This is a genomic window from Planococcus shenhongbingii, assembly GCF_030413635.1.
Lineage (GTDB): Bacteria > Bacillota > Bacilli > Bacillales_A > Planococcaceae > Planococcus > Planococcus shenhongbingii.
In genome coordinates, this window is sequence record NZ_CP129235.1 from 2,359,919 (window position 1) to 2,372,824 (window position 12,906).

Below are 12,906 nucleotides of genomic sequence, written 5' to 3' on the forward strand. Positions count from 1 at the left end.
TGTCGATTGTTAGTAAGGGATATCCCTTTTGGGTAAACCACGGGTTAGTTATCAAGTGTGCCAGGTTGCGTTTTTCCATTTCTTCTACAATCCTTTTCCATCTTATATGTGGTATCGCACTTTTTGTTCCTACTGGCTAGCACTTCCATTAATTTCTTCTTCAGGGTTGTTAGCAAAATGTACTTTTGTGGCTAAAAATAAACCGACGATCCCTAAGAAGAAACCGACGATATAGTATCCGTAATCATCCACAAAGTTACCCCTATATTCTTTTCCAAAAACCATATCAACTAGAATTAAATATAATAAAGTTGAAGCTCCGCCCATTATAGGATTTACTTGCTTAGATGTAACGTAAAAAACGTAACCGCCTAATAAGCAGAACAAAATTAAAAAAACTAACCCTATACTCCAATGAACCGAACTTAGATTCCGCAAGATTAAGTTGTCAATTATAAATAAAACAATAAAACTTACAAAGAAGCCTTTCAAGCTTTTTTCATTCATTTAATCACCTCTCCCCCTTTACCAATATTCTACAAAAGAGGGAGAATTCCTTTTAATTTTTTTCATTACTCTTACTTCACTGTAAACACCTTAGTTTCATTTCACCATTTATATACACGAATCATAAACTACTTTACTTTCGATAGTAATAATTAATTTCTTGTTGGAAATGTCATGGTGAAAGCGTTCTTGAATTTCAATTTTTATTAGTTCCTTTTCAAATGCTTCTCTTAAACAATCCAGTAGTTCATCGGTTTTCCCTTGCAAACTATCGCCTCCGAATTGTATGATTTTTCTAAATGAGAGGAGAATGTATTTTGATATCTACGCCAAGTTTGTTTTCTCTATATATCGAAATGTTCTATAATGACCAAAAAATTTCTTCCGGAACAGGTTTTCTAATGGAAAGCCCTTCAAATACTCCGTATTTGGTAACAAACCGACATAACTTAACAGGTCGTAACAATGAGACCAATGAATGCTTAAGCCGCACTGGAGCTGTTCCAAATAGAATTGAGATAACCCATGTCAAACTGTCTGAAGTAATTAATCAGTGGGGACATGCCGTTGCTACAAGGGAATTTCAGCATGTGGATGTAAAGCCGCTATTTTCACCTTGCCTTCTGAAATAACCAGAACGCATCTTTTAGGTAATTCCATTATATCCAATTTTAAAATTCCTGTCTCCGAAATTTTTACATCCTGTAATCGCAAATTAGTTTCTTCTTGTGCCATTATTCTGCCTCCCTCAAAGCCCGAATAGTCCTCGTTGCGTTTCTTGATTAATCCTCGCTCTGCATGATCAAATACTAGCAGTGCAATCTCTGACGGATGACGCCGCATCTGTTTCGCAATATGCTTTAAACTGACGTTGTCTTCCCAAAGCTCCTGGAATGTTTGCAATTCCTCTTCCACAAACACCAGGTTCAATTCGAAATCCTTTGCTTCAAACAGGTAGTAATTCATGGCGATCCTCCTTCGCCTAACGTTCGTACTAAGACATAATCTTGTCTGTCTTCACAAGCTCTTTATCTCTGATTTTGATAAAAAAGTCGTCAAGTTCATTGAAGGGATGCCAAAACATTTCTTGTGGTTATTTTGATATAAGCTTGTTCCCGTCGAACAATAAATAAAGATTGTTAATTCGATAAATGCGGTCGACTTGCATTTCTTGAAAATCTTTCAAGGTTATAGCCATTTATATTCCTCCTTATCAGTTTCGTTCTACATTCCGATAAATGATATAGTCGCTGCTAAAATCGATGCAATACAGATGGCCGTCATGGAATTTCTCAGTTTTTCATCCGAGTCTGCAATTGTTCCCATGAAACTGATGATCATAATAATTAACAAGATAATCTTGAATGCTAAGATCATTTCCTTCCTCCTTTTCAAGAAAATCTGAAATCCATGTCGCTGACCTGTCGCTCCAATTAATCTCGGTTATATCCATATTTTTAAACGGATAAGCCATTTTCACTCTTGGGTCTTCAGGATCTGCATATCCCCAGCCAATTTCACGGTATTTTTTCGGTTTTAAAGTAAAACACACAAGAAATTCTGAATCTTCCTCCCTCGTCACATATCTATAGCCCTGCTCGTATAACTCCTTTAATGCCGCGGCGGCTTGTTCACGGTTCTTGTTTTCGAGAATATCTATCAAAATCACCCCTCCTCGAAATACGAAATATGCACAACCACTTTCGGCGTCATGCTATAGAACTTTCGAACATTCATGCTGACCACTTGGCTATCGTCCTGCCAGATAATTTTGGAAAGACCATCTTTGACGCCCTTTGCCAGGTTGTCGAGATCAGGCTTGCTCGTAGGAAGGAGCTGGCCGCTTTCGATAAGAGCCATTTTCGGTTTGGTCTGGTATTTCTTCGGAGGCGAACGATAGAAGTCCATATTCAAGTGAATCGGCCCTTCTATAAGCTTTTTCGGCGCATGTTGTGCTGCCACCATCCGGACATACTCTTTAAAGTTTCTGGACTTAGCTGGGTCATAAAGAACCGTTTTGCCGGTAAATGTCTTACCGGCTCTTGGTCTCCCCTGAGCGACTGGATCGCCCAGGATTTCAAATAATATCTTTTTCATCTTTTCCTGATAAGCGATTTCTTCATCTCTTATGATTTGGATTTAGAGAAATTTCGTTTCTTTATGTTTTCACATGTAGTTCACTACTAAAATGCAAGAGCACAAAACAGTTATGCATCCACACGCCAAGGAAAAGCCAAAGCGGGCCGGTTCCCGGCTAGCTAGTGAACCTAATATCTAATTAAAGAATATGAGAACAAAAAAAAGTAGCAGAAGGGGAATTCTCCACTTCTGCTAACATTTTTTTGTTTAAATCATTGTTATAACTTGGTTCAAATTAAGTTCGAAAATTTTTCTTCAATTAAAAAAAATTGAACGACCGTTCACAAATTGAACAAATGTTAAGGGGTATGTCTTATTGTAAACGTTTTTTCATTATCAGTATAATAGTATCAGGACTTACTGCCTGACTACAGTTACTTAAGGAGAAATAGAAATGGACACAGTTTTTGATGTAGAAAGAATTCTTCTAACCAAAAAAGATAATGTAACTGCCAGGCGCTGGATTAAAGAAGCCGGTATAAAACAGCGAATATTAGACCTCCATACTTCCGTTAACGATTATCATCTTACAATTAACCGGCCAGATCTCGTTCAATCTTTGGAAGAAAGCATCGATGATTATCTATTGAACCCTTCCTTTATCAACGTACAATTATATTGATTAAAGCCAAAAGCATTATGACATACATAGAAAAAGAAGGAGGCGGGGTTCAACGATGCAGAGTATTAATTGGCTGTATATAAAACTCTATCTTAACTGCCTCAACAAAGAGAAACTTGGTCTTGTCGCAGATAATTTACCCTCTTGCATTTTCTTAATTCACATATGCATTATCGCCGCCTGCAGAAGCGAATCATTGATGGCTTCCGAAAAAGTTCTCCCTCTGAATTTACGTAAAAAAAGAACGCCCGTTTGGACGTCCTTCTATCTCATTTAAATTCTTTGATGAACTGGTTCACTGCTTCATCAATAATTTCTTCATTAATTTCATCGAATGTATAAAAACCTTTATGGTTTTCTCCACTAATCAATTCTGCAACAACTACATACCCTGTATCTCTTTCATGCCAAAATTCTGCAGCAAAAAGCCCTTGATCGTTTCTGACTACGAGTCGTTTGCTGGGATAATGCTTAGTCACCATTTTTCCTCCTTCCTATGTCAGAATTATTCGACATTTAATAATGGTATCCTCCTGAAAATTATTGGTTTCGAAAGATGTTGTTCAAAATAAAATTTCCTTCTTTTCTCAAATGAACAAGTTATTTAGCCCATTCAAATAGTGTCATTCACTCTTATGCGTAAACAGCTCCAGACCTGGCTGAACTTTCATATTTGACCAATTCTTGAACAGGTGTTTGTCCTTTTTATGACAGTCTGTTCTGCCTATACCGTTCATGGTTGTTTTTCGCCAATTATCATATTATTATAGACAAAATAATGGCCGGCGCTATGTTTCATTTCTACAGGAAAACGTAATTTGTGAACCATTGACTATAGAAAAAAGGAGCTGTGAACGATGGATTCAGTTCAAGATGTAGAGATCTATCTTTTAAGCAAAAAATACAATTTAACTGCACGGCGTTGGGCAAAAAATAAGCGCATCAAACAGCGGATTTTGGAAAAACACTTGATGTGGAACGGAGATCATCTAAAGATTAACCGCATTGATATGCTGCTGCCATTGAATACCAATATTGATTATTACTTGGAACATCCATCCTTAATCGATGATCAATTCAAGCCTGGGATTTAAGCCTATGGCTATTTTTTTTGCTTTTTGAGTTTCTTCACTTTGCTTGCCGGCCTTTGATGCATCCAAAGGCTATTCTCTTCTGTTTATTCATATTTGAGTAATAGCGCAATAAGCTCCTTCAGGATATTCAATTACCGCATAGCTTCCAGCCCGGCCAAGTTCTTTCGATTCAAAATGGATTTTGCCTCCCATTGTTCTGCACGCTTCGATGCTTGTTTTTAAATCTTTAACGCCAAAATAAACCAGCCAGACAGCCGGAAGCCCTGCATTTTGGCTTTCAGGATGGCAAATGCCGGCAACAGGAGTTCCGTCATCTGCGGTCATGACATAGTCTTCATAACTCCCCATGCTCAAACCGCTATGTTCCCAACCTATAACTTGTTTGTAAAAATCACGTACTTGATCTGTTGTTTTTACCGTTAAATCAGCGGAAATGATGGTTCCTGGGATTGGATCGTTTTGCTGCCTCTCCATTTCGGCCCCCTCGCCTTCTACAGAAATTAATCATCTGTTCTAAAGCCATTCAACTTCTATTGTCCGGATATCTCCTGGATACATTCATCGATTCGCATAGATTTTTGTGAGCTTCTGAACCAATGCCTTCCGGCAAAATTACCGGCTCCGCTTCAATTACAATATTTTCCGCCATATATCTGGCATCTAATTTTTCATAAAAATGATGGATTTCAAGCACATAAAATGCACTTAAGCCGTCGTCTTCCCGGAAGTTCAAGTAGTCCCCAGGGATAGGACGATAAAATGATTCCTCCGATATGGGAATGGTGAATTGCATTTCCCCGCCACCTGGAGGTACAATATGCACTGCAATTTCCATAACTCAACTCACACCTTTCTGATGTGTCTTCCAAATCATTAATGTTAACAACTGTCAGTTTTCATATATTTCATTTACATTTCTTTCCTGTAAAATCCACAAATGCATAAGAAATGGTGTTATAGTGGAGTTAATGAATTACATGGATTCTTTTTGACTTTTCTTAGTCGCTTTCCATTTACGGAAAGGAGAATGCAAATGTCATTTGAGAGCATTAAAGAGCTTTTAAAAACTATGCGTTTTTACCACACTGTCAATATTGTTCAGTCGTTTCACAGAGGAGAGAAAGCTTGTCTCACCGTAAAATGCGTAAAAAACACGCGCACTCTGGAAGTGACTTTTATTGACACAGCGAAGGTCGAGTATTTCGACTGTTTTGAAGCGGCAGCTGCTGCCATCCATCAAGCCATCAACCCAAACACACAAACCCAAACCTCCTGAACCTTCAGGAGGTTTTTTTTGCCTCAAATCACCTTTTGCATTCTTCCCTGAAGAACTTCATTAATGCGAATGTTTCTGTTCATACTTCCGGTTAATAAATTCCAGCATTTCCTCAAAAAGATTGGCCTCATACCAAACGTAAGGAACTACTTGTGAAACGCCATCACTTTTTATCTGCAAATTGGTTGCAGATAGCTGTGCAATTTTTGAGTCGTCGACATCTTCTTCCTTTTCATGGATTTCATGTCCTGCAAACTCTTTTTTCACTTTTTCGAAAAACCAGTTCCGCTTGGTCTCACTTTCAAAATCCCAGGATTCATACTTGCCTTGGCACAGCAATTCAATTGAATAAATTTCATTTTCCATTTCAAGATCTTTGCCCATAAATACACCCCTATTCGCAATTAACTGTTGAATAAATATAGTTTCATGCAGTTTACCTCTTTCGGGGCTTCGGAAAACCTTTTAGGCAAAACAAAAAGCCGACACATCAAAATGTGCCGGCTTTTCCAACTTGTTGAGAAAGTTGAGATTTGTATTAGGTATCATCCTTTAACCGATATTCCGCTAACCAGCTGCGCTTGCCGCGGGCGAGCGCCAAGCCGCTTCGTCGCTGCGCTCCTGCAGGGTCTCGGCTGTCTCGCTTTCCCGCAGGCAAGACATTGGCCGACGCCTGCGAGGCCAAGTCTTTGCGACGAAGCGCGCAGCGCTGCAGGAGCAGTACGGTTTCCTCCGCTGGTTGGCTTCATATCTGGAGAGCGGGAACAAATAAGAGAAGAGTTTCTCAAACAATCACCGTTTTTAGAGAATCACAAAAGGTGACAAAAGGTGACAAAAAAGAGCAGAATGCAGCGGAAGGCGGCGACTTCTGCGGGAATAGGGCGAGTCCTGAGACCCCGCAGGGAATGAATGGGGCAAAAGCAGTTTGCCCCGTTCATTTGCGACGAAGCTAGCGCAGCGATGCAGGAGCACACGGTCTTCGCCAGCGAGCGAGGAGGCTTTGGCCGCCTCCCGCGAAAAGCGTCCGCCCTGGAGCGAAATGAAAAAAGCCGGCACATCGAAATGTACCGGCTTCCGCTCTATTCTTCTTTCATAGCTTGTCGTGCTTCGGTCATTTGCTTCCACACCGAACCTTTTGCGTCTTCCCCTTGTTCGATGCGGGCAATTGCCATTTTAATCTGGAGTTTCACTTCAAACTCCGGATCGTTTTCCGCTTCTTTCAATGCTGGCAATGATGCTTCTGTTCCTGTTTCGTATAAGAACATCGCCGCACGCCAACGGACCAGTTTATTTTTATCTTTTAAGGTTTCCATCATGATTGGCTCGAACTCTTCAAAGCCGAGATCGCTGATTGTATCTCCAGCAGTTCTACGGACAGCCCAGCTTTTATCTCTCATCGCTTTTTCCAGTAGCGGGACAACCGCTTTATCACGGATATCGCCTAGATAAATAGCTGCCTGCCTACGGATGGACATTTTTTCATCGTCCAAAGCTTTTGCCAAGAGCGCCAAATCGCTGAGTTCCCCTTCATTCATCTGTTCGAGCAATTGGAAACGGGTTTCCCAATCCGGCACATCGAATTCTTCCAATGTCACTTTCCGGCCCCGTTCTATCGGCTCCGCCTCTTCGGAATGGTTTTGTTCGACCATTGCATCCAAACGTTCTTGAGGGTAGGCAGCTGCAAGCTCTTCTACCATGCCTAGGCCGATTTCTTCTTTTTCGCCGTAGCGGACGCCGTAATCCGCCCATTTTCGTTGCAGCAAGTAGTTTTCTTCTGTCGGGTCCAGCACTGCCTGCATCGCTGCAACAAAGTTTTCCGGCATCGCAAAGCGTTTTTCAGAATGGCTGTCAAAAACTTTCACTTGCAAAGGAATGCCTTTAAATTGTTGAACATGTACATAGATTTCCCCAAAATGTTCATCTATTTCGATTTCTTCATTGGAATGGCCGCTGTCGTCGCCGAAAACCCGGCGCACTTCCGCCAAAATCGTTTCCCAGTCGAATTTGGCCAGTCTTTCAACTGCTAAAAAATCGGCTACATGATACACGCCCTTGACTCCGGCAATCGAAAGAATCGCTTGGATTTCTTTTGGGGCGCCTTCCAGATTGTCTTTATGGTAATTATGGCTTTTGCCGAACGGCAATTCCTGGTCAATAATGACTTTCATCGTATTCGGGCTTGGTGTTGGTTCAATCGTTACAATTTTCACGCGTAATCCCTCCTGAGGTTAGTATACGCTGCCTCTCTTTGGCGGCGTATACTGACTAGCTGTTACAGGCCAATATAATGACTTAACGTGCCGTGGCAGAAAAAAACTTCATTGTTAAAGTCTTTCTATTTATGATTCCGCCATTTCCTGAAGATGCGTCCATCGCTCGATCAACGCATCGTATCGCGCAGTTAAAGCATCTATGTCTGCTGTCAGCTTATTTAATATTTCAAAATCCGAACCCGCTTTGGCCATTTCAGCTTCACGTTCTTCGATTTGGGATTCGACTTCTGAGATATCATCAAGAATCGTTTTGTATTCCTGCTGTTCTTTAAAGGTCATTTTCTTTTTTGGTTTTTCCACTTTTGCGGGTGTCGGAGCTTCCTGCACTGGGGCAGCTTTCGGCTCTTCAGCAGCAACTGGTTTTTCTTTGATGAAATCGGTATACAGGCCCTGGTATTCTAAAATCTCTCCAGTGCCGGTCGTCCATAGCTTGCGGGCAATCCGGTCCAGGAAAAAACGGTCGTGGGAAATCGTGATGACTACGCCCGGGAAGTTTTCCAAAAAATCCTCTAATACGGACAGGGTCTGGATATCCAAATCGTTCGTCGGCTCATCCAATAATAAGATATTTGGCTGTTCCATCAATAATTTCAGCAAGTACAGGCGCTTCCGCTCCCCGCCGGACAATTTGCCGATTTGAGTGCCATGGCCGTTCGATGGGAACAAGAACCGTTCCAGCATTTGCGTAGCGGACAATCGAACTCCTTTTGCCGCTTCATAATCGCTTGAAATTTCCTGGATGTATTCGATCATCCGCTGAGATTCATTCATTTCAGGCAAATGCTGCGTGAAATGAGCGATTTTAACGGTGCTGCCGTAATCCAATTTGCCTTCAGTCGGCTCATAGTCACCGGCGATCAATTTCATCAGCGTCGATTTTCCTGCGCCATTCGGCCCGACAATTCCGATGCGGTCACCGCCTTGCAGCAGGAAATTGAAGTTGCGGAAAATAACGTTGTCGCCAAACGCCATTCCCAAGTTCTCGCCTTCAATGATTTTTTTGCCGAGGCGCTGGCTTTGCATGGACAATTCCAATGAAGTATTGTCATTTTCAGTCTGTACATTTTCTTTGATTTCTTCAAAGCGCTGGATGCGGGCTTTCTGTTTCGTCGAGCGGGCTTTCGCACCGCGGCGAATCCATTTCAATTCTGACCGGAAACGGTTTTCCAGTTTTTGCTGGGATGAAGCTGCCATTTCGTCACGGATGGCTTTGTTTTCCAAATAATCCCCGTAATTTCCTTTATGCGTATACATCGTCTGGTCTGCCAGCTCGAAAATATGAGTGGAAACCGCGTCCAGGAAATACCGGTCATGCGTCACGAAAAGCATGGCACTGTTCATGCGGAGCAGAGTTTCCTGTAGCCATTCGGTTGAAGCCGCGTCTAAATGGTTGGTCGGCTCATCAAGCAATATCAAATCAGCAGGCTCGATCAATGCTTTCGCCAACGCTACCCGTTTCCGCTGGCCTCCTGAAAGCTCACTGATCAATTGATCAAACATGTCTATGCCCAGCTTTGTTAAAGCTGTTTTTGCAAGCGCATTGATATCCCAAGCGTTTTCCTGTTCCATGCCTTCTTGGATTTTCATCAATTCATCCTGAAGTTCCGTAGAGCTGGAATCGACCATCATATTTTTCAATGCTCTTTCATAGGAACGGTTTAATGCCAGAATCGGCGAGTCGCCGGAAAACACCGTTTCCAGCACTGTCAGTGACTCATCAAACTCCGGCTCTTGTTTCAAATAAGTGATGGCATATTTTTTCGGATGATCCATATTGACCGAATCCGCTTCTATTTCTTCAGCTAAAATTGACATCAATGTAGATTTCCCTGTGCCATTTACGCCGATCAACCCTGCACGTTCACCTGGATACAAAGAAAATTCCACGTCTTTAAAAAGGGTTTTAGCTCCTACAGTTTTTGTTAAGTTTGTTACGTTTAAGTGGCTCATTTATTCCCATCCGTTTCTTTTATAAGTTGCTTTAAAAAGGATAGCATAAATTGGTGGCGTTCTTCAGCAATTTGCTTCCCTGTCTCGGTATTCATCTGGTCTTTCAACAGCAATAATTTCTCGTAAAAATGAGTTGCGCTGCTTGTCGGTTTTGAACGGTACTCGTCTTCAGTCATCTCGCTTCGCGGCTCTTCTTCCCAGTTATACAACTTCCGGCCTTTAGCGCCGCCGTATGCAAACGTGCGCGCGATGCCGATGGCGCCGATCGCATCGAGCCTGTCCGCATCTTGTACAATGCGGGCTTCGATGGTAGCGGGCACAGCACCATGGCCTCCTTTGAAGGATACGGACTGGATGATTTCTTTGATCTGGCTGTTCTGCTCTTTACTTAACTTCAAGCTTTCCAGAATATCCGTTTCTAAATCTTCATCCGCTTTTTTGTATTTGGGATCAGACACATCATGCAGCAACACTGCCAGTTCGACAATCGACGCGTCCGCTTTTTCTTTCTTTAAAATAGCTTTGGCATTTTGCCGTACCCGTTCGATATGCTGCCAGTCATGGCTTGCATCAAATGTTTCATAAATCTTTTTTACTGCTGTTTCGCATTGCTGTATGGTTTCATGCATAAGATTTTCGGCTCCTTTTGCTCTATTATAACCTGTAACCTTGTCTGAATGTCCGATTTGTCCTGTGATATTGACGATTTGATGTCCTTCGGGTATAGTATAAGCCAACCATTAAAAGGCTTTTTAATGGTTCCACGACAATACTCAATATATAGGGGGAACGTGCATGCACCAAGGTAAGGTAAAATGGTTTAACACGGAAAAAGGCTATGGGTTTATTGAGTATAACGATGGTGATGAAGTTTTCGTCCACTTTACAGGAATCCAAGGTGACGGGTTCAGGACCTTGCAAGAAGGAAAAACCGTCTCTTTCGAAATTATTGATGGAAATCGTGGACCGCAAGCTGCAAATGTAATTGAAATCGAAAGTTAACAACCTATTTTCCAGATAATATAAAGAGACCCGGAGAAAATCATCTCCGGGTCTCCTTTTTTGTTTCAGCTCATTCAATCAAATCCATGTGTAAGTTTTGCCCCAGCTTTCACGTGACAAACGCTCGATTTCTTCCACATCTGCATCCTCGACCATATAAGTATCACCTTGTTCATAAGGGTTGTAATGGAACGCATACATACGGGCAGTGAATTGATGGAACGGCAGCGATGATTCGCCTTCAAGCTCTCCGTGGCCCTGGACACTGGTTTCAATGCCTTGCCCCCAGTTCTGGCCGCTGTCGTTGTTGGGATTGTAGAAATAAACACGGACTTCGCCTTGCTCATCCTGGTCAATCCGCTGAATTGATACAGCATGCAGCCCAAGTAGCCGGCCATGGACATTGGTGATGTAAATCCCCACAGGGTTCGGGTAGATCAATTCATAGCCTTCGTTATACTCTGGATGATGTGTGGCATAGAACAGGCGGACAAACGCCTGATAATCCGTTACATAGCCTGTCAGCGGGTCGATAATATTGATAAAGCCTCTCGGGATCCATTCGCCGTAGAACTCTGGATTGACCCATTTATGGCCGTCTTCACCGCGCAATAACGTCTTCTTCATCATTTCATTGTAGATTTTATCGAGATGCGGCACTAGTACGACGGAAACAGGATCCAGCTCTTGATGAATTTCCGCCGCCACTCCGCCTTCAATCGTATTAGAGTGAATAACTTCCCCTTCAAACGTAATATCAATATCATTTTCCCGGACTGCCCGGGCGATGTACTCGAGCAATTGGCCAATGCCATGCTGAGCCCAGAGGCTGATGGCCCGCGCGGATTGACAAGTCGGGTTCAGCCCTTGGCCGATGCCAAGCGGCTGGCCTAAAACGCTGATTACGCCTCCAACCAAAACACCATTGGCGGTGATGCCGCCTTTGCGATGCTCTCTTCGCAAAAGAACTTTTTTAACGTCCGGATGGACATCGATTTCGAACAGCCTGCGCAGAGCCGGCAGCAACGGATCCTGAGTCAGTACTCCACGGTCCAGCATTCTCGACAAACCGTAGATCACTTTGCTGGTTTCCGGATGGACAGCAATTTGGATCATGTCCCGAATCAGCTCGGCATTGGCGTTGAAGCTGGCGGTGCCTATTTCAGATAGACTTAGGGCTTCCGGAATCAAATCTGAATACTTGCGGTTCAAGTAGCGGATAAAAATGGCATTCGCCGGAGCCACAAGGCCGGTCGTATTCATCGATTCTGCGAAAGCGCGGCTTTCTGAGCGCAATGTTTCTTCGTCCACTTCCATCAGATGCTTGCGGTATTCCCGCAAGTTCGGAAATTTCTCGGTTAATGGCGTTGGCGTAGTAATGGCTTTTTTAAACGCCATTAAGTTTTCTTTCGTGCTTTCTTCGATATTCTCATCGATCATTTGAGTTGCTGTTTCAATCATGTGAATGATGCGGTCCACCATGATCGGACGCTGGACAGTCAGCCGGCCGATTTCTTCAACCAGCTTGTTGGCTACTGCTTTATACGATAAACGCCCGCCCAGAAAGCGGAATAAGCGTTCTGCACGTTCCGTGTGTTCCCCGGCTTCCACTCGTGCTGCTTCCGTTTCTGCCGGGAAAAGCAAATCAAGGTTTAAAGCAAGCACTTCGTTCAGGAACGTGGCTGCTTCTTCTGCCGATACTTCCGTGTGCTGGTATTTCCCTTCAGAAATGGCCAGCATGCGCAGTTCGCTCAGCATTTCCACAACAGAATTGATGCCTCGGATTTTCAGCGAGCCGCCGACAAAAGGAGGTTCCAAATTTTCCGCTTCTGTCCAAGGCCCTCCGTGGAACACACCGGACTTATCAAAATCAGCAGCATAGTCATACAGCATTTCCAAACCTTCGTCTGTTGCCGCCAATTCTGTTGCTAATTGAAAAACTTCTGTCTGATACATGCTTTTTGCAAACGGCTTGGCTTCTTCCAATGAGCGAAGAGCCTGTTCAAATTTATCTTTTACAGACGTCAATTCTGTTGCCATTAT

16 protein-coding genes are annotated in these 12,906 nt (G+C 42.9%); 4 read left to right on the forward strand and 12 right to left on the reverse strand.

What is annotated here, in order from left to right:
• Positions 1-129: 129 nt before the first annotated feature.
• From QWY16_RS11635 to QWY16_RS11650, 4 genes are all read right to left on the reverse strand, one after another.
• Positions 130-507, reverse strand: a complete 378-nt coding sequence (locus QWY16_RS11635) for a hypothetical protein (RefSeq protein WP_300989387.1) — start codon at positions 505-507, stop codon at positions 130-132.
• Between the two features lie 570 nt (positions 508-1,077).
• Positions 1,078-1,473: a hypothetical protein gene (locus tag QWY16_RS11640; RefSeq protein ID WP_300989388.1), complete on the reverse strand. Its 396-nt coding sequence runs from the start codon at positions 1,471-1,473 to the stop codon at positions 1,078-1,080.
• 334 nt (positions 1,474-1,807) lie between these two features.
• Positions 1,808-2,170: a hypothetical protein gene (locus QWY16_RS11645; RefSeq protein ID WP_300989389.1), complete on the reverse strand. Its 363-nt coding sequence runs from the start codon at positions 2,168-2,170 to the stop codon at positions 1,808-1,810.
• A gap of 2 nt (positions 2,171-2,172) precedes the next feature.
• Complete coding sequence (locus QWY16_RS11650) at positions 2,173-2,604, reverse strand: RusA family crossover junction endodeoxyribonuclease (RefSeq protein WP_300989390.1); 432 nt, start codon at positions 2,602-2,604, stop codon at positions 2,173-2,175.
• Positions 2,605-3,040: 436 nt separating this feature from the next.
• Between QWY16_RS11650 and QWY16_RS11655 the strand changes: the two genes are divergently transcribed.
• Complete coding sequence (locus QWY16_RS11655; protein WP_300989391.1) at positions 3,041-3,268, forward strand: hypothetical protein; 228 nt, start codon at positions 3,041-3,043, stop codon at positions 3,266-3,268.
• Positions 3,269-3,537: 269 nt separating this feature from the next.
• Here QWY16_RS11655 and QWY16_RS11660 read toward each other — a convergent pair whose 3' ends face one another.
• Positions 3,538-3,750 (reverse strand): hypothetical protein, encoded by a 213-nt coding sequence (locus QWY16_RS11660; protein ID WP_300989392.1) that lies wholly within the window; start codon positions 3,748-3,750, stop codon positions 3,538-3,540.
• A gap of 375 nt (positions 3,751-4,125) precedes the next feature.
• Here QWY16_RS11660 and QWY16_RS11665 point away from each other — a divergent pair, with 375 nt between their 5' ends.
• Positions 4,126-4,362 (forward strand): hypothetical protein, encoded by a 237-nt coding sequence (locus QWY16_RS11665; RefSeq protein WP_300989393.1) that lies wholly within the window; start codon positions 4,126-4,128, stop codon positions 4,360-4,362.
• Between the two features lie 87 nt (positions 4,363-4,449).
• Here QWY16_RS11665 and QWY16_RS11670 read toward each other — a convergent pair whose 3' ends face one another.
• Both QWY16_RS11670 and QWY16_RS11675 read right to left on the reverse strand, forming a co-directional pair.
• Positions 4,450-4,836, reverse strand: coding sequence for a VOC family protein (locus QWY16_RS11670; RefSeq protein ID WP_300989394.1), 387 nt, complete (start codon positions 4,834-4,836; stop codon positions 4,450-4,452).
• A gap of 49 nt (positions 4,837-4,885) precedes the next feature.
• Positions 4,886-5,197: a hypothetical protein gene (locus QWY16_RS11675; protein WP_300989395.1), complete on the reverse strand. Its 312-nt coding sequence runs from the start codon at positions 5,195-5,197 to the stop codon at positions 4,886-4,888.
• 198 nt (positions 5,198-5,395) lie between these two features.
• On the opposite strand from QWY16_RS11675, the gene QWY16_RS11680 reads away from it, so the two are divergent.
• Entirely contained in the window at positions 5,396-5,638 is a 243-nt protein-coding gene (locus tag QWY16_RS11680; protein ID WP_300989396.1) for a hypothetical protein, read from the forward strand.
• Between the two features lie 60 nt (positions 5,639-5,698).
• Here the strand turns inward: QWY16_RS11680 and QWY16_RS11685 are convergent, their stop codons facing one another.
• The 4 genes from QWY16_RS11685 to QWY16_RS11700 form a co-directional block, all read right to left on the reverse strand.
• Positions 5,699-6,022 (reverse strand): hypothetical protein, encoded by a 324-nt coding sequence (locus tag QWY16_RS11685; RefSeq protein WP_300989397.1) that lies wholly within the window; start codon positions 6,020-6,022, stop codon positions 5,699-5,701.
• A gap of 695 nt (positions 6,023-6,717) precedes the next feature.
• Positions 6,718-7,848, reverse strand: a complete 1,131-nt coding sequence (locus QWY16_RS11690) for a conserved virulence factor C family protein (RefSeq protein ID WP_300989398.1) — start codon at positions 7,846-7,848, stop codon at positions 6,718-6,720.
• Positions 7,849-7,977: 129 nt separating this feature from the next.
• On the reverse strand, positions 7,978-9,861 hold the full coding sequence (locus tag QWY16_RS11695; RefSeq protein WP_300989399.1) for an ABC-F family ATP-binding cassette domain-containing protein: 1,884 nt from the start codon (positions 9,859-9,861) through the stop codon (positions 7,978-7,980).
• Complete coding sequence (locus tag QWY16_RS11700; protein ID WP_300989400.1) at positions 9,858-10,490, reverse strand: HD domain-containing protein; 633 nt, start codon at positions 10,488-10,490, stop codon at positions 9,858-9,860. The genes QWY16_RS11695 and QWY16_RS11700 overlap by 4 nt, the downstream gene beginning before the upstream one ends.
• Positions 10,491-10,656: 166 nt before the next feature.
• Here QWY16_RS11700 and QWY16_RS11705 point away from each other — a divergent pair, with 166 nt between their 5' ends.
• A complete protein-coding gene (locus tag QWY16_RS11705; protein WP_300989401.1) occupies positions 10,657-10,863 on the forward strand; it encodes a cold shock domain-containing protein in 207 nt (68 codons plus the stop codon).
• A gap of 78 nt (positions 10,864-10,941) precedes the next feature.
• On the opposite strand, the gene QWY16_RS11710 is transcribed toward QWY16_RS11705, so the two are convergent.
• Positions 10,942-12,903 carry a hypothetical protein gene (locus QWY16_RS11710; protein ID WP_300989402.1) on the reverse strand — a complete coding sequence of 654 codons (1,962 nt, stop codon included), beginning with the start codon at positions 12,901-12,903 and terminating at the stop codon, positions 10,942-10,944.
• Positions 12,904-12,906: the final 3 nt, after the last annotated feature.